The following is a 21,024-nucleotide window of genomic DNA, read 5'->3' as shown; positions in this document are numbered from 1 at the left end:
CTTTCGGGTTACAGCCCTGTGGACTATGCGAGCTCGTCGGCAATAGCTGCGACCTGCTCGGCCGTTTCGCACGAATACACGCGAACGTCGCTCAGCGTACGCTTGACCAGGCCTGACAGCGTTTTGCCAGGGCCGACCTCAATAAACGTGTCGATACCCTGATCCTGCAGAGTGTGCAGCGTGTCGACCCAACGCACGGCATGGCTCACCTGGTTGGCCAAGACATCCGATGCCGCTCGCGGGTCCGCCGGATAGGGCGCCGCCGTCATGTTTGCCATAACCGGAATTAGCAGCGAAGACGGAACGTGGCCGTCTTGGATATACGTCGCCAGCCCCTCAGTCGCCTCTGCCATATAGGGGCTATGAAATGCACCCGACACCGCGACTTTCATAGCGCGGCCGCCAGCCTCTTTTACTAGGACGTCGAGCTCCTGCAGCGCCTCGGGCGCTCCGGCCACAACCGTCTGCTGCGGGCTGTTGTAGTTGACTGGCCAGCAGTCCTCGCCGGCCTGTTTTGCCAGGCCCTCGACTTGCGCCGCATCGAGCTTGATGACGGCGCGCATGCCGCCCGGATGGCGCTCGGCAGCCGCGGCCATCAGCGCCGCGCGCTCACACACAAGCCCAAAGCCCGCTCGCATATCGAACGCCCCCGCAAAGGTGAGCGCGGCGACCTCGCCCAGCGAGAATCCCGCACAGGCGGCAGGTACCACGCCGCGCTCACGCAGGGCGGCAGCCGCTGCCAGGTCGTGAACGAACACGCACGGCTGCGTGTTCTCGGTCTGCGAGAGCTCCTCCTTGGAGGCACTCCGGCACTGCTCGCTGGTCCCCGGGCGCACCTCGTCGGCAATGGTGAACACCTCGGCGGCCGCCGGCGATGTCTCGATCAGGTCGACGCCCATCGCGGGGTGTTGGGCACCCTGGCCGGCAAACAGAAACGCTACGCTACCCATGCGGACGCACCCTTCAGGACGCGCTCGGCGCCATCGACCAGATCGTCAACGATTTCGCGTGCGCTCTGGCGCTCGCTAACCATGCCGGCAATCTGTCCACACAAAAACGAACCCTCTTCGTAATTGCCGTCCTTGGCGGCCTTGCGAAGGGCGCCCGTGCCCATGGCCCCGAGCTCCTCGACACTTACGCCCGCCGCCTCGCTCTTGGCGTAGGCGTTGGTAAAGGGGCTCTTGAGGGCGCGCACCGGATGTCCCGTCGAGCGGCCGGTCGCACGCGTCGAAGTGTCGTTGGCCTTCAGGACCATCTCTTTGTACTGCTCCGAGACGGTGCACTCGTCTGCGACCAGAAAGCGCGTACCCACTTGCACGCCTTCGGCGCCCAGCATAAAGGCGGCCGCCACGCCGCGGCCGTCGGCAATACCGCCGGCGGCCACAACGGGAATGTCGACCGCATCGACGACCTGTGGCACCAGTGCCATCGTCGAGGTCTCGCCAATATGGCCGCCCGATTCGGTACCCTCGGCAACAACCGCCGTGGCTCCACGACGTGCCACGAGGCGCGCCAGCGCCACCGAGGCAACGACCGGGATGACCTTGATGCCCGCATCGTTCCAAGCTTTCATGTACTTGGTGGGATTACCGGCACCAGTCACCACAACGGGCACCTGCTCATCGATCACAACCTGTGCAACCTCGTCGGCAAACGGGCTCATGAGCATGACGTTAACGCCAAAGGGCTTATCCGTCTTGGTGCGCAGCTCATGAATCTGGTCGCGAAGCCAGTCGGCGTCGGCATTCATAGCCGCGATGATGCCTAGGCCGCCCGCCTCGGATACGGCCGATGCCAGTGAGGCGTCGGCAATCCAGGCCATGCCGCCCTGGAACACGGGCTTTTCGATGCCGAGCAGATTGCAGAGAGGAGTCTTGAGCATCTCTACTTCTCCAATGCCGCCTCGACCGTATCGGCGAACTCGCCGACCGTCTTGGGGTTCTCCTCGGTATCAAGCTGGATGCCAAACTCGTCCTCAACGGCGACGAGAATCTCGACGGTACCCAGGCTGTCGAGGCCAATCTCCTCGAGCGTGGACTCGGGCTTCATCTCGACGTCGTCAAGGCCAGCGGTCTCGCGGATAACGTCGCAAACGCGCTCGAAGGTCTTCTGATCTGCCATGGTAGTTCTCCTTTGGTTGTGCCCTAGGGGCGTTTTCATTTCCTATGTGCGACTACTTCCAACGAAGCAGATAGCCACCTATATCCAGACCGGCGCCAAATCCAACCAAGGCGATGGTGTCGCCTGTGTGAAGTGCACCGGCGTTTGCCAGCCGGTCGAGGGCAAGCGGAATGCATGCGCTCGAAATGTTGCCGGTCTCGCGCAACGTGCGAACCACACGCTCGTCCGGCACGCCCAGGCGCTTGACCGCCTGGCTCAGGATTCGTTCGTTAGCCTGATGGAATACAAAATGATCGATGTCTTCGACCGAAATGCCCGCATCGATCGCAAGCTTATGGACCGTGTCGCAGATGGCGTTGACGCCGAACTTGAACACGCGGCGGCCATTCATGGACAGCACGCTCGCGCTATCTGCGGAAGCCTTAAACGGCGAGGTGCCGAGCAGACCGGGAACGCGCAAGGTCTCGACGTCGGGCGCCGTCGAAAGCTCAACGGCAAGGGGGTTGTCTCCCCCAGTCCCAATCACTGCGGCTCCTGCCCCATCGCCAAAGAGCACGCACGTGGCACGGTCGGTCCAATCGAGCGCGCGCGTCATCTGCTCGGCCGCAACGACTAGCACGCACTCGGCACGGCTGCGGGCGATATAGCCCTCGGCGACATCGAGCGCAAATACGAAGCCGGCGCAGGCCGCCGAGACATCGAAGGCAGGGCACGTCGCGCCAAGTCGCTCTGCAACGGTACACGCCTCGGCGGGAACAAGGTGGTCACCCGTCGTCGTCGAGCAGACGATCAGATCCAGCTGGCTCGCGTCGATTCCGGACACCTGGAGTGCCCGCTCGCTCGCCGCTACGGCAAGGTCGTCAAGTGACTCGGTGGTGCAGACGTGGCGGCTCTTGATACCTGTGCGGGTAAAAATCCACTCATCCGAGGTATCGAGGAACTCAGACAGCTCGTCATTGGAAACACTGCGTTCAGGAAGTGCCGAACCTGTTCCAAGAATCGTGAAACCCATCACTAACCTCCTTTGAGTTGTTGACGTGTTTACATCGACCAAGAGAGGATAACGCATTTCAGTCTTTGTTGACGTGTTAACATTAAATTGTCCAAAAGCGACAAAGGCTTCACATTGTGTCTATCTCTCGACACCATTGCGCGATTGCCTTATTAACTTAGGAGGTAGCAGCTGTTATGGATTCTCGTTTAACGATAGTCGACGTAACCGGATCGACCAACGATGACCTGCTCGAAGCAGGAAAACAGGGAGCGCCACACGGCACAGGACTTGCCGCCCGCGCGCAAACGGCAGGACGCGGCCGGCGCGGCCACAAGTGGGATTCAACCGCCGGCAACCTATTGCTTTCGATTGTCCTGCGTCCATGCGTTAATCCCGCAAAGTACTCTGGTCTTGCCGCCGTCAGCGGCCTAGCGGTGCTTGCGGCGCTCGAAAAACAGGGCCTTGCAAACAAGATTCGCCTTAAATGGCCCAACGATCTGGTCGCGCGAGGACGCAAGCTCGGCGGCATTCTGGTCGAGGCGGCACGCGATAACGAAGGCAAACCTTTCGCCGTCTGCGGCATTGGCGTCAATGTGAACTATGTACCCTCGGAGGTTCCCGATGGCGGCCTGCCGGCAATCGGTCTCTCGGATCTCAACGAGAGCGTTCCCGCCGTCGACATGCTCCTCGATGAGGTCTATCACGCAGTTATAGACGCTGTAGATGCCTGGGCAGAGCGCCTCAACGCCAAGGAAGAAGACGCCGGTCCGCTCGCGCCCGTCCGCGACGAATATATCGCTCACCTCAATTGGATCGGGAAGCACGTTATCGCCCGCTCCCCCGCTGAGGACGAGCTGGCACGTGGCATCTTTAAAACGGTCGATGGCTTTGGTCGCGCGTGCATCGAAACGGAAGACGGCTTGCGATCCTTCCATTTTGAGGAGGCATCGCTGCGCCCCTTGAGCGAATAGGGCACCGCAGTCACCTGCTCAGCAGCACTACCAGGCAGTCCAAACCATCATTCAAAACAAAAGAGCCCCGCTACCAAGATGGCAGCGGGGCTCTATAAGCTATGAGCGATATCGCTTAGAGCTTGATGTCGATGTCGACGCCAGCGGGGAGGTCGAGACGCATGAGCGAATCAACGGTGCCCGAGGTGGGGTCGAGGATGTCGATGAGGCGCTTGTGGGTGCGCATCTCGAACTGCTCACGGGAGTCCTTGTTCACGTGCGGCGAGCGGATAACCGTGTACAGGTTGCGCTCGGTGGGCAGGGGGACAGGACCGGAAACGCGAGCGCCGGTCTTCTGAGCGGTCTCGACGATGAGCTTCGCGGACTGATCGACGACCTCGTGATCATAGCCCTTGAGGCGAATGCGGATCTTCTGGGTAGCCAACTTAAACCTCCAAAGAGTGCGAGAGATGTTCTCGCAGGATTACGTAACAGGGAGCTCGAACTTAGGCGTTCTTGCTCATGACCTCGTCCACGATGGACTTGGGCGCAGGCTCATAAGAGTCGAACTGCATCGTGTAGGATGCACGGCCCTGGGTCTGGGAGCGAAGGTCGGTAGCGTAACCGAACATCTCGCCCAGCGGCACCTTGGCACGGATGAGCTTACTGTTCTTGCGATCCTCCATGCCCTCGATCTTGCCGCGGCGACCGGAGAGGTTGCCCATAACGTCGCCCATGTACTGCTCGGGGGTCTCGACCTCGACAGCCATGATCGGCTCGAGCAGCTGCGGGTCGGACTTCTTGAGGGCGTCCTTGATAGCCATGGAACCGGCGATCTTGAAGGCGGCCTCGGAGGAGTCGACCTCGTGGTAAGAACCGTCGAACAGGGTGACCTTAACGTCGAGGACCGGGAAGCCGGCGATAACACCGGTGTTCAGGGCCTCCTGGATGCCCTTGTCGATGGACGGGATGTACTCCTTGGGCACGACGCCGCCGACGATAGCGTTGACGAACTCGTAGCCGAAGCCCTCCTCCATCTTCTCGAGCTTGATGACGGCATGGCCGTACTGACCGCGACCGCCGGACTGACGGACGAACTTGCCCTCAGCCTTCTCGACGTCGTGACCAGCGGTCTCGCGGTAGGCAACCTGGGGCTTACCAACGTTAGCGTCAACCTTGAACTCACGGAGCAGACGGTCGACGATGATCTCGAGGTGCAGCTCGCCCATGCCGGCGATGATGGTCTGGCCGGTCTCGTGGTTGGTGGACACCTGGAAGGTCGGGTCCTCCTCGGCGAGCTTGGTCAGAGCCAGGGACATCTTGTCCTGCTCGGCCTTGGTCTTGGGCTCGATGGCAACGTCGATAACGGGCTTAGCGAACTCGATCTTCTCGAGGACGATCTCCTTGCCCTCGGCGCACAGGGTGTCGCCGGTGGTGGAGTTCTTGAAGCCGACGCAAGCGACGATGTCGCCGGCGGCAGCGTCGTCACGGTCGATACGCTCGGCGGCGTTCATCTCGAGGATGCGGCCGAGGCGCTCGCGCTGACCGTTGGAAGCGTTGACAACGTAGGAGCCGGACTCGGCGCGGCCGGAGTAAACGCGGACGTAGGTGAGCTTACCGACGAACGGGTCGGTCATGATCTTGAAGACCAGGCCGGAGAAGGGCTCGTCGAAGGAAGGATGACGCTGGATCTCCTCGCCGGTGTCCGGATCGGTACCGGTGACGGCCTCAACGTCGAGCGGGCTGGGCAGGTAGTCGACGACAGCGTCGAGCAGCTCCTGAACGCCCTTGTTCTTGTAGGCGGAGCCCACGAAGACGAGGTTGAGCTCGTTGGCCAGAACGCCCTTACGCAGAGCCGCCTTGAGCTCCTCGACGGTGAAGTCCTCCTCCATGAGGATCTTCTCCATGAGCTCGTCGTCAAAGCTGGCAGCAGCGTCGAGGAGCTCCTCGCGCTTGGTGGCAGCGATGTCGGCGAACTCAGCCGGGATCTCGTCCATCGGCTCGGGGTAGGTCATACCCTTCTCGTCGGCCTTGAAGTCCCATGCAGTCATGGTGACCAGGTCGATGACGCCCCAGAAGTTGTCCTCGGCGCCCATCGGGACCTGAGCGGCCACGGCGTTAGCGTCGAGACGATCCTTCATGGTCTCGATAGCGTTGAAGAAGTCAGCGCCCACGCGGTCATACTTGTTGATGAAGGCGATGCGGGGGACGTTGAAGGTGGAAGCCTGACGCCAAACGGTCTCAGACTGGGGCTGAACGCCGGCAACGGCGTCGAAGACGGCGACAGCGCCATCGAGGACGCGCAGGCAGCGCTCGACCTCGGCGGTGAAGTCAACGTGGCCCGGGGTGTCGATGATCTGGATGCGGTAGTCCTTACCGTCCTTGTTCCAGAAGCACGTGGTAGCAGCGGAGGTAATGGTTACGCCGCGCTCCTGCTCCTGAACCATCCAGTCCATGGTGGCAGCGCCCTCATGGACCTCACCGATCTTGTGGGTCTTACCGGTGTAGTAAAGAATACGCTCGGTCGTGGTGGTCTTACCGGCATCGATGTGGGCCATGATGCCGATGTTACGGGTATCGGAAAGCTTGTACTTAGGCTTAGCCATGTTAGTTCCTTACCTTAACTTACCAACGATAGTGAGAGAACGCGCGGTTGGCCTCGGCCATCTTGAAGACGTCCTCACGCTTCTTGACGGAAGCGCCCAGGCCGTTGGAAGCGTCGAGGATCTCGTTGGCGAGACGCTCGGCCATGGTCTTCTCCTTGCGAGCGCGGGAGAAGTTGACGATCCAGCGGATACCCAGAGCGGTGGAACGACGGGAGTTGACCTCCATCGGGACCTGATAGGTAGCGCCACCGACACGCTTGGGCTTAACCTCGAGCGTGGGCTTGACGTTGTCCATAGCCTTCTTGAAGGTAGCGAGAGCGTCGCCACCCTCGGACTTCTCGGCAACGATCTCGAAAGCGGTGTAAACGATGCGCTCAGCGGTGGCCTTCTTGCCGTCAAGAAGGACCTTGTTGATGAGCTGAGTCACCAGGCGGTTGTTGTAAACGGCGTCAGGCTGAACCTCACGACGATTAGCTGCTGCACGACGCGGCATGTGAAATCTCCTTAAGTGTCTACCGTGCGGCGCTTAGGCGGCACACGGCGAAAGTATCAAAACGTTATCTGGCTTATTTAGCCTTGGGGCGCTTAGCACCGTACTTGGAACGGGCCTGCATACGGTTCTGGACCGGAGCAGCGTCGTAGGCGCCACGGATGACGTGATAACGGACACCAGGGAGGTCACGGACACGACCGCCGCGGACGAGCACGATGGAGTGCTCCTGCAGGTTGTGGCCCTCACCCGGGATGTAAGCAGTAACTTCGATGCCGTTGACGAGGCGAACACGGGCAACCTTACGAAGAGCCGAGTTCGGCTTCTTGGGGCTCGTGGTGAAGACGCGGGTGCACACGCCGCGCTTCTGGGAGTTGTGCTGCAGAGCAGCGTTCTTGGACTTCTTGGGCACGGAACGACGGCCCTGGCGAACCAGCTGGTTAATAGTAGGCAAAGCGTACTCCTTCTCGAATGATTCCAGCTTTCTGTAAAGTGCAACGGCTTGAATCGAGGGGTCAGCATCCCCCTACGAAACACGCAGTTCGATAGGATACGTGGCGTTAGCTGTGCCGTCAACAGACCACGCCGCCGGGCGTATCCCAAAATAGGCACATTTCCGCAAAGCCTACACAAAAGGAATCCCCTTCGGTGCGCGGGGGCGGATTCCCGGTCCGGGCGGCCCGCTGTTTAAGTTTGCTGCTCTACAGTCCTGCGCAAGACGGAAAGCACATTAAGTGCTTTCCTTTGCGTGCGGAACTCGCGACAAACTTAAACAGCGGGCCGCCCGGACCGGGAATCCGACGTGCTCGTCGGGGCAACGTTCCCTGCCAAAAAGGGACAGGTTTATTTTGGTCGGTTTTATCTGGGGAAACGTCGCGCTCCAGCGGTAATCTGCTCTCATCTGTCGCATGGAAATCGGCGGCGTTTCCATTTAACGCAAAAGAGGCCGCTTCCCCTAGTAGGAAGCGGCCCCAAATCTTACAAATAGACGATGGTAAAGGGTACTTCTGTTTCGGTCTCTCCTGTTGACGTGCACCTCGTGCCCTCAAGCGTTACTGAGACCACTTGGTCGACATCAATCAACTTCGTTGGCACCCAGTTGTTCTCTCCGCTATTGCGCGCCAGCGAAACATAGAAGTTGAACACCCCTGCGTCGTCATCTTCGACAATCTGCTCCGATCCATCCTTGTAGGTGACGGTCAGTTTATGATCAACTGCTTCATAGCCCAGATCATCGATATGCGTCTGGATGGAAAACGGACTGATCTCGAGAGGCGAGTCATCGGAGCGGAGCTCCTTTGTATCGACGTGCGCTCCGACGTTAAACTCTGGCGTCGATACCTCGATCACCTTCGCATCCTCACCTTTGCCCTCCGTCCAGCTGATATTCCAGGTGACCGCATGTCCCAAATCTCGCTCGCGATCCCACGAGGCAAAGTACATCGTGCCATTAATGACCGTGTCGCTTGATGTGTCCTTATCAATGGTGCAGCGTGTGTCAGCCCATTCCTCGCCGAAGTTCATGCTGGGCGTGCCGATGCCTTGTTCTTCTTCACCATAGAGAACAAGTTCGCCTGTCTCTGCTGCCGGCTTGTAGTAGTTAACGCCATTTGGATTGGACAGCGTAAACGTCACGGCGCCGCAACCGTTTTTATCGATAGCCATCTCATGGATATCAAGCGTATAGCCGTTACCCTCGACGGACAGATTAACCTTCTGGACTGTGCCCTCCAGGCTTTGGGGCGCAATGCCGTCACCAAACTCTCTGGTGTAGGTGTATTTAGTCCCCGATGAGCCGCCATTAGTCCAGGTAATGGAATCCCCGTTGCCGTGGTTTCCCCAGGCTGAGGCAAAATAGCCGGAATTGACAACGGCGTAGGCGACCCCTCCGGTCGCCAACACTCCGGCAAGACATCCGATTACGGCAACATAGAGAGGCTTCGCGTGGCCCTTTCGATGAAGCGGCTCGCCTGCCGCAGCATCAATAACACGGTCGGCAAGATCGCTATCGGCTTGGATGGACTCGAAGGCCTGCTTGATTTGATTGGATTTCACGGTCGCCCTCCTCTAGGATGAATTTGAGCTTCGATCGACCGCGAGCTAAACGCGTTCGAACGGTCGCGGCTGGCACATGCAACAACTCGGCAATCTCTGAGGTCGAGAAGCCCAGATAGTAATAGAGCACGATGGGAACGCGGAATCGCTCCGGAAGTCGCATAACGTCTGACAGGACCGCCTTGGTCTCATCCTGCGCTGCCGAGAGCGAATCGGCTAGGTTCTCAATATCCTCCACGCGCCTCCATGGCTTTCGGAAGAGCGATTTGCATTCATTGATCGTGACCCGGATAAGCCATCGGCGAAGATGCTCCCAACTCTCAAAATGTCCATCGCTTTTAAGCAGCTTAAGAAAGACATCCTGGGCAACATCGTCGGCGTCGGCACGATCGCGCAGGTACGTCAATGCGATTCGAAACACGACATCCCGGTGATCCTCGACCGCCTGTCTAAATGCTTGTTCTTCCATAATCACCTCCCGGTGACGGTAATGATTCTTGCTGAGGCCCTCACCATAGATACGCTTTGACCGAACGAAATGTTTCAAATTCAAGCAGGAATAACCTACCAAAATAAACCTGTCCCTTTTTGGCAAAAGGAATCCCCTTCTGTGCGCGGGGGCGGATTCCCGGAACGGGCCGCCCGCTGTTTAAGTTTGCTGCTCTGCAGTCCTGCGCAAGACGGAAAGCACATTAAGTGCTTTCCTTTGCGTGCGGAACTCGCGACAAACTTAAACAGCGGGCGGCCCGTTCCGGGAATCCGACGTGCTCGTCGGGGCAACGTTCCTCACCAAAAAAGACCCGCTTCCCTGTTGGGAAACGGGTCTTTGGAAGGGCGGTTAACGTACTAGGAAATTATTCCTCGTCGTTGTCCTTGGCCTCTTCGGCGTCGTCGGTGTCCACGAGCTGGTTGAGCAGCTCGTCGAGGGAAGCCATGTCCTCGTTGATCGCGCCGTTGGCGGGAGCCTTCTTGTCGTCGATCGGGGCGCCCAGGAGCTCCTCGTCGGCGTCGGCGTGATGCGTCGGAGCGGAGGTACCCAGCAGGATATCGTCCGGACCGTCGGGGCTAAAGACCATCTGCAGCAGCTGCGAGAGGTCTTCCTCGTCGGCAACGTCGTCGTTGTTCTCGAGGATGTAGAGCAGATCGTGGGCCTCCAGGCCGTCACGGAGCTCCTCGATCGCCTTGGCACCGATGCCATCGATGCGCAGCAGATCCTCCTCGGACTTGCCGACCAGGTCGCCGACCGTCTCGATGCCAACCTCGCTGAACTTGTTGGTCCAGCGCTGCGACACGCCCAGGTCGTCGAACAGGTACAGGCGAGCCTTCTCGGCGGAGATGGTGTGGCCGTTGCGGGTGAACGAACCGTCAGCACCACCGAACTCATCGTAGCCGGCCCAGTCGAGCTGCTGCGGGAGCTGCTCGTCCAGGTCCTTGAGCTCCACAGGAGCCCACTCGGGCAGCGACTTGGCGTTGGGCGAAGCCGGGCCGTCGATGTCCACGTAGCCGTCGGCCGTGCGATACGTCAGCTTGGCGTTGGCGTACGGCTTGAGGCCGGTACCAGCCGGGATCTTCTTACCGACGATGACGTTGGACTTAAGGTCGAGCAGGTGGTCGACCTTGCCCTCAATGGCAGCCTCGGTAAGGACGCCGGCGGTACGGATGAACGAAGCGCTCGACAGCCAGGAATCGATGTTGGACGCGACCTTGAGCGTACCCAGGATGACGGGCTCGGCCACAGGAGCCTGACCGCCCAGACGGGCAACGCGCTCAACCTCGTCGGCAAACTCGTAGCGGTCAACGTACTGACCAAGCAGGTACTTGGAGTCGCCGGGGTTGGTGATCTGAACGCGACGCAGCATCTGACGTGCGAGCACCTCGATGTGCTTGTCGTTCAGGTCGACGCCCTGGCTGGTGTAGACGTCCTTAACGCTCTCGACGAAGGTGTGCATCGTCGACTCGATATCGGTCAGCTTGCGCAGGTTGCGGAAGTTGACGAAGCCCTTGGTGATCTGGTCGCCGGCGCGAACCTCGCAGCCGTCCTCGATCTCGGGCATGAAGCGCACCGAAGCGGGGACGCGACGCTCATCGAGGACACGGGTGTGATCCTCGGAGTCGGTGAGCGTCAGCACGTACTCGGACTTCTCGGGCTTAATCGAGAGGTGACCGGAGTACGGAGCCAGCTCGGCCTCGCGACCCAGAATCTTCTCGTTGACGTTGCCGACGATATCGAACATACGGCTGACCGTAGGCAGACCCTGCGTAATATCGTCGACGCCAGCGACGCCGCCGGAGTGAATGGTACGCATCGTAAGCTGCGTACCGGGCTCGCCGATGGACTGGGCGGCAATAATGCCGACGGCAGTACCGATGGCGACCGGACGACGGGTGGAAAGATCCCAACCGTAGCACTTCTGGCACACGCCGTACTTGGAGCGGCAGGTGAGCAGCGCGCGGAGCTTGACCTTCTTGAGGCCCGCATCGACCATCTTCTGGATGTCGGCGACCTTCTCGATGTAGCCGTCCTGCTCAAAGAGCACGGTGCCATCGGGAGCCACGACGTCCTCAATGAAGCAACGGCCGACGAGGTCGGTGTTGAGGTCGGTGGTGCCGGGGATGATGAGGTTGTAGGTGACGCCCTCGTGCGTACCGCAGTCCTCCTCGCGGACGATGACGTCCTGGGCCACGTCGACCAGACGGCGGGTCAGGTAACCAGAGTCCGAGGTGTGGGATGCGGTATCGACCAGGCCCTTACGCGCGCCGTAGGTCGAAATGAAGTACTCGAGCGGCAGCAGGCCCTCGCGGAAGTTCGCCTTAATGGGAAGGTCGATCGTCTCGCCGGACATGTCTGCCATCAGGCCACGCATGCCGCCGAGCTGACGCAGCTGGGTCTTAGAACCACGGGCACCGGAGTCGGCCATCATGTACAGCGGGTTCTCCTCGTCGAACATGTCGAGCATAAGCGCTGCAACCTTATCGGTACAAGCGGTCCACTCGTTAACGACTTCGATGTGGCGCTCCGTCTCGTTGATGAAGCCCTCCTCGAAGTACTCGTTGATCTGGTCGACGTTGGCCTGGGCGCGATCGAGCAGCTCCTGCTTCTCGGCAGGGATGAGAGCGTCCCACACCGAGATGGTGAGGCCGGCGCGGGTAGCGTAGTGGAAGCCGGAGTACTTGATGGCGTCGAGGATCGGGCCGACCTTGGCCTCGGGGTAACGATCGCAGCAGTCCGCAACCAGCTTGGCCACGTCGCCCTTGACCATCTTGTAGTTCATGAACTCATAGTCTTCGGGCAGGCACTGGCGGTTGAAGATGATGCGGCCGATAGAGGTCTCGAAACGCGCGGTCTTGTTGCCGGTGACGTCGTAGTCGACAAACTCGTTCTTGCCGTTCTTGACGCGGAAGATACGGGTGCCGTCCTCGTTGATGACATTGGCATCGGCAGCGGACACGCGGACCTGAATCTTGGCCTGCATGTCGACCTCGGAGCGGCAGTCATAGGCGTGCAGCGCGTCGTCGAAGCTGGCGAACACGTGGTTCTCGCCCGGCAGACCGTCGCGGACCTGGGTGAGGTAGTACACACCGATGATCATGTCCTGCGAGGGGATGTTGACCGGCTTGCCGGATGCCGGCGAGCGCAGGTTGTTCGCAGAGAGCATGAGCACGCGGGCCTCGGCCTGAGCCTGGCTGGACAGCGGCACGTGGACAGACATCTGGTCGCCGTCGAAGTCGGCGTTGAAGGGCGAGCAGACCAGCGGGTGCAGGTGGATAGCCTTGCCCTCGACCAGCACCGGTTCAAAGGCCTGGATGGACAGACGGTGCAGGGTCGGTGCACGGTTGAGCAGCACGACGCGGCCGTCGATGACCTCTTCGAGGATGTCCCACACAAAGGTGGCACCACGGTCGATAGCGCGCTTTGCGCCCTTGATGTTCTCGACCTTGCCGAGCTCGACCAGGCGCTTCATGACGAAGGGCTTGAAGAGCTCCAGCGCCATGGTCTTGGGCAGACCGCACTGGTGCAGCAGCAACTTGGGGTCGGTAACGATAACCGAACGGCCGGAGTAGTCGACACGCTTACCCAGCAGGTTCTGACGGAAACGACCCTGCTTGCCCTTGAGGGCCTCGGCGAGCGACTTGAGCGGGCGACCGCCACGGCCAGAGACCGGGCGACCACGACGGCCGTTGTCGAACAGGGCGTCCACGGACTCCTGGAGCATGCGTTTCTCGTTGTTCACGATAATCGCAGGGGCGTCCAGGTCGAGCAGGCGCTTGAGTCGGTTGTTACGGTTGATCACGCGACGATATAGATCGTTGAGGTCGGACGCGGCGAAGCGGCCGCCGTCGAGCTGGACCATCGGGCGCAGATCGGGCGGAATGACCGGGATGACGTCCAGGATCATGTTCGCGGGGCTGTTGCCGCCCTTCAGGAAGGCGTCAACGACCTCAAGGCGCTTGACGGCCTTCTCGCGCTTCTGCTTCTGGGAATCCTCGTCGGCGATGATGGCCTTGAGCTTCTCGGCCTCGGAGGGGAGATCGATGGCAGCGAGCAGGTCGCGGACGGCCTCGGCACCCATACCACCCTTGAAGTACATGGAGTAGTAACGGGTCATCTCGCGGAACAGCGGCTCATCGGAGATGAGGTCGCGCTCAGTGAGCTTCATGAAGGCGTTGAAGGCGTCCGTGCGGAGCTGCTTCTCGTCCTTGCACTCTTCCTCGATGTCGACGATGCCGGAGGCGATCTCCTCGGGGGTCAGCGGCTCCTCGTCGGAGAACTCGTCAAAGTTCTCGGGGTCGCCCTGCTCCTTGAGGGACTCGATCTGGCGGGCGCACTCGGCATCGATCTCTTCCAGATCGGCGGCGAGCTCCTCGCGCAGGTCGTCGGCGTCGGCCTCGCGAGCCTCGTAGTCAACCTCGGTGATGATGTAGCTGGCAAAGTACAGAACCTTCTCGAGGTCCTTGGACTTGATGTCGAGCATACGGCTCATCGGGAAGCTCGTGGGGCTCTTGAAGTACCAGATGTGGGACACGGGAGCGGCGAGCTCGATGTGGCCCATGCGGTCACGACGCACCTTGGCCGAGGTGACCTCGACGCCGCAGCGCTCGCAGACGATGCCCTTAAAGCGGATGCCCTTGTACTTGCCGCAGGAGCACTCCCAGTCCTTGGCGGGACCGAAGATCTTCTCGCAGAACAGGCCATCCTTTTCGGGCTTGAGGGTACGGTAATTGATGGTCTCCGGCTTCTTGACCTCACCGTGCGACCAGGAACGGATCTGGTCGGCGGAGGCAAGGGAGATCTTTACCGAGTCAAAATCAGTAGCTTCGAAATCTGCCACAGTCAACTACTCCTTATCAGTGGTCGTGGCGGCGACAGCCTCGGGTGCCTCGGCGGTCTCGGCATCCTGGGCCTCGACGTCGGCGTCAACGCCGGCGAGCGCAGCCAGGTCGTCGAGAGCAGAGGTCTCCTCGGCGGTCACAGGGGCGGAGGCGTCCTCGTCGGCATCGTGCATGGGCTCGATGTCCAGTGCGAGGGAGCGAATCTCCTTGACGAGAACCTTGAAAGACTCGGGGATACCCGGGACAGGAACGTTCTCGCCCTTGACGATGGACTCGTAGGTCTTGACGCGGCCCACGGTATCGTCGGACTTGACGGTCAGGATCTCCTGCAGGACGTTGGAAGCACCGTAAGCGTACAGTGCCCAAACTTCCATCTCGCCGAAGCGCTGGCCGCCGAACTGGGCCTTGCCGCCCAGAGGCTGCTGGGTAACCAGGCTGTAAGGGCCAGTCGAACGGGCGTGGATCTTGTCGTCGACCATGTGGCCGAGCTTGAGGATGTAGGACGTACCCACGGTAATGGGCTCGCGGAACTCCTCGCCGGTGCGGCCGTCGAACAGACGGGTCTTGCCGCGCTCGTCAAGCTGGGTGACGAACTCGGGACGCATGTGATCGCCAAAGGCAGCGGTGGCCTTGTTGAGCATGTTCTTGTTAGCACGACGAATGACCTCGGCGATCTCGTCCTCCTTAGCGCCGTCGAAGACGGGCGTGGCGGTGAAGAACGGACCGGGGACGTACTTGTCGGAGTCGGCCTGCTCGGTATCCCAACCGCAGGCAGCAGCCCAGCCAAGGTGGCACTCGAGCAGCTGGCCGACGTTCATACGCGAAGGAACGCCCAGCGGGTTGAGGATAACGTCGATCGGGGTACCGTCAGCCATGTAGGGCATGTCCTCGACCGGCAGAACGTTGCAGATAACACCCTTGTTGCCGTGGCGGCCGGCGATCTTATCGCCCTGCTGGATCTTACGACGCTGGGCGACGTAGACGCGCACCTGCTCGTTGACGCCGGGAGCCAGATCGTCGCCGTTCTCGCGGCTAAAGCGGACGACGTCGATGACGCGGCCGTAAGCGCCGTGAGGCATCTTAAGGGAGGTGTCGCGGACGTCGTGGGCCTTGGCACCGAAGATGGCGCGCAGCAGGCGCTCCTCGGCGGTCAGAGCGCTCTCGCCCTTAGGGGTAACCTTGCCGACCAGGATGTCGCCAGGGCCGACCTCGGCGCCGATGCGGATGATGCCGTCCTCGTCGAGGTTGGCAAGCATGTCCTCGGAGAGGTTCGGGATCTCGCGGGTGATCTCCTCGGGGCCGAGCTTGGTGTCGCGGGCATCGATCTCGTGACGGGTGATGTTGATGGTCGTCAGCAGGTCCTCGGCCACCAGGCGCTCGGACACGACGATACCGTCCTCGTAGTTAAAGCCTTCCCACGGCATGTATGCCACGGTGAGGTTCTGGCCCAGTGCGAGCTCGCCATGATCGGTCGAAGGACCGTCAGCCAGGGGCTCGCCCTGCTCAACGGTGTCACCAACGCGCACAAGCGGACGGTGGTTGATGCAGGTGGACTGGTTGGAGCGCTGGTACTTGGCCAGGTGATACTCGTCCATGCCGCCGGCATGCTTGACGATGATCTTGGCGGCGTCGGCAAAAATGACCTCGCCGGCGTTCTTGGCCAGGGTGACCTCGCCGGAGTCCAGGGCGGCGCGACGCTCCATGCCGGTACCGACATAGGGAGCGGCAGGGTGAACCAGCGGCACGGCCTGACGCTGCATGTTGGCGCCCATCAGCGTACGCTTGGCGTCGTCGTGCTCGAGGAACGGGATCAGCGTGGCTGCGACGGAGAGCATCTGACGCGGCGAGACGTCCATGTAGTCGACGTCCTCGACGGGCACGTCGGCGGGAGCGCCGAAGGAGCCGTCGAAGTCGCGGGTACGGGCGATCACGGTGTGCGGGCGGACAAGCTTGCCCTCGGCATCGGTCGTGATGAACTCGTTGGTCTTGGGATCGAGCGGCGTGTTAGCCGGCGCGATGACGTGCTTCTCTTCCTCGTCAGCGGTCATCCAGTCGATCTGGTCGGTGGCAACGCCGTTCTCGACGCGACGGAACGGAGCCTCGATGAAGCCGTACTCGTTGACGCGGGCGTAGAGGGCGAGCGAGCCGATCAGGCCGATGTTGGGGCCTTCGGGGGTCTCGATCGGGCACATGCGGCTGTAGTGCGAGTTGTGAACGTCGCGGACGGCCGTCGGCACGTTGGTGCGGCGGCTGGAGCCGGACTTGTGGCCGGCAAGACCGCCAGGGCCGAGTGCGGACAGGCGGCGCTTGTGGGTCAGACCGGTCAGGGGGTTCGCCTGGTCCATGAACTGCGAGAGCTGCGAGGAACCGAAGAACTCCTTGATGGAGGCCACGATCGGGCGGATGTTGATGAGCGACTGCGGGGTGATCTCGTCGATGTCCTGGGAGCTCATGCGCTCACGGACGACGCGCTCCATACGGCTCATGCCGATACGGAACTGGTTGGCGACGAGCTCGCCGACGGTGCGGATGCGGCGGTTGCCAAAGTGGTCGATGTCATCGACCTTGAAGCCCTGCTCGCCGGCAGCGAGGGACAACAGGTAGCGCAGCGTCGCGACGATATCCTCGTCGGTGAGCACCGTGACCTCTTCCTCGGTGGTGAGGTTGAGCTTCTTGTTGACCTTGTAACGACCGACGCGGGCCAGATCGTAGCGCTGCGGGTTAAAGAGCAGGCCCTCGAGCAGGCTGCGGGAAGCGTCCACGGTGGGAGGCTCGCCCGGGCGCAGGCGACGGTAGATCTCGATAAGGGCATCCTCGCGGGTGAGGGCGGTGTCGCGCTCCAGGGTGCGCTTGATCACATCGGAGTTGCCGAGCAGCTCGATGATGTCGTCATTGGTGACGGCAATACCAAGGGCGCGCAGGAACATCGTGGCGCTCTGCTTGCGCTTACGGTCGATGGAGACCATGAGCTGGTCGCGCTTGTCGACCTCAAACTCGAGCCAGGCACCGCGGGACGGGATGATCTGGGCCTTGTAGATCTGCTTGCCCGAATCCATCTCGGAGCTGTAGTACACACCCGGGGAACGGACGAGCTGCGAGACGACGATACGCTCGGTACCGTTGATGATGAAGGTGCCCTGATCGGTCATCATGGGGAAGTCGCCCATGAAGACGAGTTGCTCCTTGATCTCGCCGGTCTCCTTGTTGGTGAGACGGACGTCGGTCAGAAGCGGGGCCTGATAGGTCATGTCCTTCTCGCGGCACTCCTCGACGGTGTGCGCGGGGTCGCCGAACTGATGCTCGCCGAAGGTAACCTCGAGAACATGGTTCTGGCTCTGGATGGGGCTGGATTCCTTGAACGCCTCACGAAGGCCCTCGTCCTTAAAACGCTCAAAGGATTCCCTTTGAACAGAGATAAGGTTGGGGAGCTCCATGGCCTCCGGGATTTTCCCGAAGCTGACGCGCTTGCGCTCAGTGGCAGTGTATGCGTAGGTCACCAGGTTTTTCCTCCTTCACGGAAATGCTCGGTGGGTTGGCGAGGCATAGCTTCGCCAGTTATCGCAACCTAATAGTCTATCAGGTACCGACCGTTGGGCAAGAAAAGCCTTGACGCGATTGAGTTTTTGGAGTAGCAAAGTTTTTCGACAGAAAACACTCAGGTAGATGTATGTGTATCGAACATATGTTCATATATTTTCTGTGAACAGAGAGCCGGCAATCGCAGCTCTTATAAAAAACGGGCGCGAACCGAGGTCCACGCCCGTAAATGTCGATGCCCGAAGGCTTACTTGCGCATCAATCCGCCGCGCTCGTCGATGGCGTCCCAGAAGGCATCGGCAAAGCGGGGGTCGCTTGCAGCCATGAGGGCGTTAGTGGCCATCCAGCCAGAGGGAGTGCCGGTGTCGTAGCCCGACAGCGGGTCGATGACGACTGCATACATGGCCTCACGGTCGAGCGAACGGGCCATGGCGTCGGTGAGCTGGATCTCGCCGCCCTTGCCGGCCTGCTGATCTGCCAGCAGGTCCATGACCAGCGGGCTCAGCAGGTAGCGGCCGACGATGTACAGGTTGGACGGAGCAGCCTCGGGAGCGGGCTTCTCGACCAGACCGCCGATGCGCCAGACAGCGCCCGGCTCGGCATCGGCAACGTCCTCGGCGCCCTCGAGCGAACCGACGCGCTCGCCGGCGATAACGCCGTAGCGGCTGACTTCCTCGGGCGAACAAGCAGCGACGGCGATAACCGAAGCGCCACCGTGCTCCTTGGAAACGGCGAGCATCTTGTCGCAGATGTCGCGGTTAGGCACAACGTAGTCGCCCAGAAGAACCAGGAAGTTCTCCCCTGCCACGGCGTCGGCAGCAGAGCGAATAGCATGGCCGAGGCCCTTGGGCTCGTACTGATAACGGAAGTCGACCGGCATACCGCCAGCGTGGGCGACGGCATCGGCATAGGCGTTCTTGCCGCGCTCGCGCAGCAGGTTCTCGAGCGAGCGATCAGGCTGGAAGTAGTTCAGCAGCTCAGGCTTGCCGGGAGAAGTAACGATGATGGCATCGTCGACCTCCTCGGGGTCGAGCGCCTCCTCAACGACATACTGAATGACGGGCTTGTCGAGCACCGGCAGCATCTCTTTGGGCGTGCACTTGGTGCCAGGCAGAAAACGCGTGCCAAGACCGGCGGCGGGGATGATTGCCTTCATGTTATTCAAAGATCCTTTCGCAGGCGCAAAAGCGCCCCATGCGTGCGGCACACAGCCGCAGACCAAATTGCGATACCCAAGCATCTTACCGCTGGAACTATATGTCGCTACAAGGCAGAGACAATTCTTCAGCAGGTCAACGCAAATTATTGCTCGAATGGTGCAATTTTATTGCCCAACGGCAAGGCAGCCGATACGACGCAAATCACAGAACATGGCAGTTTGAGCAACCGACGTCGAGGGACCGAAAAACAAAAAAGACGGGGCTCGCAATGCGAACCCCGTCTGCAAAGAAATCTGGCGAGAAAGCCTGATTACTTGAGGGTGACAGCAGCGCCAGCAGCCTCGAGCTTCTCCTTGGCAGCCTCGGCGTCCTCCTTCTTGGCACCCTCGAGAACAGCCTTGGGAGCGCCCTCGACGACCTCCTTGGCCTCCTTCAGGCCAAGGTTGGTGAGCTCACGGACGGCCTTGATGACCTGGATCTTGTTGTCGCCGAAGCCCTCGAGCACGACGTCAAACTCGGTCTTCTCCTCGGCCTCAGCAGCGCCAGCAGCGGGAGCGGCGACAACAGCGGCAGGAGCAGCGGCGGAAACGCCGAAGGTGTCCTCGATAGCCTTGACGAGCTCGGAAGCCTCGAGAAGGGTCATTTCCTTAAGAGCATCGATGATCTCATCGGTGGTAAGCTTAGCCATTTCTAAGTCCTTTCGGTTTCCGTGCGGATGCACGGAGATCAGTTAAAACACGGCGCGAATGCGCCAGGGGTGCGGCGTTGCCGCCGCGGGTGAAAACAGCAACTAGGCTGCCTTCTGCTCGGAGACCTGCTGGATCGAACGAGCGAGACCAGAGGAAACGCCGTTGACGCAGACAGCGATGTCGCGAGCGAAACCGGAGATGAGACCGGCGATCTGGCCGAGAAGCTGATCCTTGGTGGGCAGCTCGGCGATAGCCTTAACATCATCAGCGGAAACGGCCTTGCCGTCGGAGATACCGCCCTTGATCTCAAGGACGCCCTTGGACTTAGCGGAGAAGTCCTTAAGGGCCTTAGCGGCCTCGACCGGCTCGGTCTCGTAGAACACATAAGCGACGGGGCCGGCGAGGATCTCGTCGATCTCGGGCTGCTCCTGGTTCTTGAGGGCGATCTTGACCAGGTTGTTCTTGTAGACCTTCATCTCGGCGCCGCACTCGCGAAGCTGATGACGCAGCTCCTGAGCCTGCTTAACCGTCAGACCGTTGTAGTTGACGACGAACAGACCGGCGTTCTCGGCGATACGGGACTCGATCTCTGCAACCTTGTCGATTTTGTACTGCTGGGGCATGAATTACACCTCCTCGAATTCTTTCCGGGCACGGTCCGCCACAAGGACGTGACGGGGGCATGTCCAAAAAGAAAGCCCCCGCGCTGCATGAGCGACGGGGGCGAGAAGACATATCTACTCGACCACCTCGGCTGGCGGGATATCCCATTAAGCTCGCGGGCGATGCCCGTTTGCACCGGCTGTCTCTGGCAGCGGATTCGTGCGTGAACCGAAAGTATTATGGCGGGGACCCCGGCGTCGGTCAACGGGCGCGAGGATTCGTACACAAACCCTGCATACGCTCCGACCGGGAGGGGCAGGGCGAGTTTTCCGCTCGATCAAGTCCTGGGCTCGCACGAAGGCCACATTAAGTGGCCTTCGGCTCGTGCGGAATCTACGGAAAACTCGCCCTGCCCATTACAGTCTGAAGTGGGCCACCGATAAATTTCGATGGCGAGCATTCGGCGCATTGCCTACGATACGGGCAAG

16 protein-coding genes are annotated in these 21,024 nt (G+C 60.7%); 1 reads left to right on the top strand and 15 read right to left on the bottom strand.

Going from position 1 to position 21,024, the window contains the following annotated elements:
* Positions 1–23: 23 nt before the first annotated feature.
* The 4 genes from ABG996_RS07865 to ABG996_RS07850 are packed head-to-tail and all read right to left on the bottom strand — an operon-like array spanning position 24 to position 3,133.
* Positions 24–950: an ACP S-malonyltransferase gene (locus ABG996_RS07865; RefSeq protein ID WP_022094188.1), complete on the bottom strand. Its 927-nt coding sequence runs from the start codon at positions 948–950 to the stop codon at positions 24–26.
* Positions 938–1,882, bottom strand: coding sequence for an enoyl-[acyl-carrier-protein] reductase FabK (gene fabK / locus ABG996_RS07860; RefSeq protein WP_347479609.1), 945 nt, complete (start codon positions 1,880–1,882; stop codon positions 938–940). Before fabK ends, ABG996_RS07865 begins: the two co-directional genes overlap by 13 nt.
* A gap of 2 nt (positions 1,883–1,884) precedes the next feature.
* Positions 1,885–2,121 (bottom strand): acyl carrier protein, encoded by a 237-nt coding sequence (locus ABG996_RS07855; RefSeq protein WP_006235019.1) that lies wholly within the window; start codon positions 2,119–2,121, stop codon positions 1,885–1,887.
* Positions 2,122–2,173: 52 nt separating this feature from the next.
* Complete coding sequence (locus ABG996_RS07850; protein ID WP_347479607.1) at positions 2,174–3,133, bottom strand: 3-oxoacyl-ACP synthase III family protein; 960 nt, start codon at positions 3,131–3,133, stop codon at positions 2,174–2,176.
* A 176-nt stretch (positions 3,134–3,309) separates the two neighbouring features.
* Between ABG996_RS07850 and ABG996_RS07845 the strand changes: the two genes are divergently transcribed.
* Positions 3,310–4,086: a biotin--[acetyl-CoA-carboxylase] ligase gene (locus ABG996_RS07845; protein WP_347479604.1), complete on the top strand. Its 777-nt coding sequence runs from the start codon at positions 3,310–3,312 to the stop codon at positions 4,084–4,086.
* A 115-nt stretch (positions 4,087–4,201) separates the two neighbouring features.
* Here the strand turns inward: ABG996_RS07845 and rpsJ are convergent, their stop codons facing one another.
* From rpsJ to rplJ, 11 genes are all read right to left on the bottom strand, one after another.
* Positions 4,202–4,510: a 30S ribosomal protein S10 gene (gene rpsJ, locus ABG996_RS07840; RefSeq protein ID WP_022094184.1), complete on the bottom strand. Its 309-nt coding sequence runs from the start codon at positions 4,508–4,510 to the stop codon at positions 4,202–4,204.
* A gap of 61 nt (positions 4,511–4,571) precedes the next feature.
* The gene (fusA, locus tag ABG996_RS07835) at positions 4,572–6,671 is read right to left on the bottom strand and encodes an elongation factor G (RefSeq protein ID WP_022094183.1); all 2,100 of its coding nucleotides are present in this window, start codon (positions 6,669–6,671) and stop codon (positions 4,572–4,574) included.
* A gap of 19 nt (positions 6,672–6,690) precedes the next feature.
* On the bottom strand, positions 6,691–7,164 hold the full coding sequence (gene rpsG, locus ABG996_RS07830; RefSeq protein ID WP_006235013.1) for a 30S ribosomal protein S7: 474 nt from the start codon (positions 7,162–7,164) through the stop codon (positions 6,691–6,693).
* A 73-nt stretch (positions 7,165–7,237) separates the two neighbouring features.
* Positions 7,238–7,615, bottom strand: a complete 378-nt coding sequence (rpsL, locus tag ABG996_RS07825; protein WP_006235012.1) for a 30S ribosomal protein S12 — start codon at positions 7,613–7,615, stop codon at positions 7,238–7,240.
* A 524-nt stretch (positions 7,616–8,139) separates the two neighbouring features.
* Positions 8,140–9,216, bottom strand: coding sequence for a DUF4179 domain-containing protein (locus tag ABG996_RS07820; protein ID WP_347479601.1), 1,077 nt, complete (start codon positions 9,214–9,216; stop codon positions 8,140–8,142).
* Positions 9,167–9,685 (bottom strand): RNA polymerase sigma factor, encoded by a 519-nt coding sequence (locus tag ABG996_RS07815; RefSeq protein ID WP_195239354.1) that lies wholly within the window; start codon positions 9,683–9,685, stop codon positions 9,167–9,169. Before ABG996_RS07815 ends, ABG996_RS07820 begins: the two co-directional genes overlap by 50 nt.
* 385 nt (positions 9,686–10,070) lie before the next feature.
* A complete protein-coding gene (locus tag ABG996_RS07810; protein WP_022094180.1) occupies positions 10,071–14,546 on the bottom strand; it encodes a DNA-directed RNA polymerase subunit beta' in 4,476 nt (1,491 codons plus the stop codon).
* A 6-nt stretch (positions 14,547–14,552) separates the two neighbouring features.
* Positions 14,553–18,044 carry a DNA-directed RNA polymerase subunit beta gene (rpoB, locus tag ABG996_RS07805; protein ID WP_271738607.1) on the bottom strand — a complete coding sequence of 1,164 codons (3,492 nt, stop codon included), beginning with the start codon at positions 18,042–18,044 and terminating at the stop codon, positions 14,553–14,555.
* A 287-nt stretch (positions 18,045–18,331) separates the two neighbouring features.
* The gene (locus tag ABG996_RS07800) at positions 18,332–19,240 is read right to left on the bottom strand and encodes a UTP--glucose-1-phosphate uridylyltransferase (RefSeq protein ID WP_055250255.1); all 909 of its coding nucleotides are present in this window, start codon (positions 19,238–19,240) and stop codon (positions 18,332–18,334) included.
* Between the two features lie 314 nt (positions 19,241–19,554).
* The gene (gene rplL / locus ABG996_RS07795) at positions 19,555–19,932 is read right to left on the bottom strand and encodes a 50S ribosomal protein L7/L12 (protein ID WP_006235005.1); all 378 of its coding nucleotides are present in this window, start codon (positions 19,930–19,932) and stop codon (positions 19,555–19,557) included.
* Between the two features lie 102 nt (positions 19,933–20,034).
* Positions 20,035–20,556: a 50S ribosomal protein L10 gene (gene rplJ / locus ABG996_RS07790; RefSeq protein ID WP_055250258.1), complete on the bottom strand. Its 522-nt coding sequence runs from the start codon at positions 20,554–20,556 to the stop codon at positions 20,035–20,037.
* Between the last annotated feature and the right edge of the window lie 468 nt (positions 20,557–21,024).

The sequence above is a fragment of the Collinsella aerofaciens genome (assembly GCF_039836695.1).
Lineage (GTDB): Bacteria > Actinomycetota > Coriobacteriia > Coriobacteriales > Coriobacteriaceae > Collinsella > Collinsella aerofaciens_BD.
The sequence above is the reverse complement of the archived record's forward strand: the minus strand, read 5'-3'. Positions and strand labels throughout refer to the sequence as shown.

Excerpts from the sequence above, each read along its gene's own strand:
- rplJ (WP_055250258.1), bottom strand. The coding sequence starts at position 20,556 with ATGCCCCAGCAGTACAAAATCGACAAGGTTGCAGAGATCGAGTCCCGT.
- fabK (WP_347479609.1), bottom strand. The coding sequence starts at position 1,882 with ATGCTCAAGACTCCTCTCTGCAATCTGCTCGGCATCGAAAAGCCCGTG.
- ABG996_RS07855 (WP_006235019.1), bottom strand. The coding sequence starts at position 2,121 with ATGGCAGATCAGAAGACCTTCGAGCGCGTTTGCGACGTTATCCGCGAG.
- ABG996_RS07850 (WP_347479607.1), bottom strand. The coding sequence starts at position 3,133 with ATGGGTTTCACGATTCTTGGAACAGGTTCGGCACTTCCTGAACGCAGT.
- ABG996_RS07845 (WP_347479604.1), top strand. The coding sequence starts at position 3,310 with ATGGATTCTCGTTTAACGATAGTCGACGTAACCGGATCGACCAACGAT.
- rpsG (WP_006235013.1), bottom strand. The coding sequence starts at position 7,164 with ATGCCGCGTCGTGCAGCAGCTAATCGTCGTGAGGTTCAGCCTGACGCC.
- ABG996_RS07800 (WP_055250255.1), bottom strand. The coding sequence starts at position 19,240 with ATGAAGGCAATCATCCCCGCCGCCGGTCTTGGCACGCGTTTTCTGCCT.
- ABG996_RS07815 (WP_195239354.1), bottom strand. The coding sequence starts at position 9,685 with ATGGAAGAACAAGCATTTAGACAGGCGGTCGAGGATCACCGGGATGTC.
- ABG996_RS07865 (WP_022094188.1), bottom strand. The coding sequence starts at position 950 with ATGGGTAGCGTAGCGTTTCTGTTTGCCGGCCAGGGTGCCCAACACCCC.
- rplL (WP_006235005.1), bottom strand. The coding sequence starts at position 19,932 with ATGGCTAAGCTTACCACCGATGAGATCATCGATGCTCTTAAGGAAATG.
- fusA (WP_022094183.1), bottom strand. The coding sequence starts at position 6,671 with ATGGCTAAGCCTAAGTACAAGCTTTCCGATACCCGTAACATCGGCATC.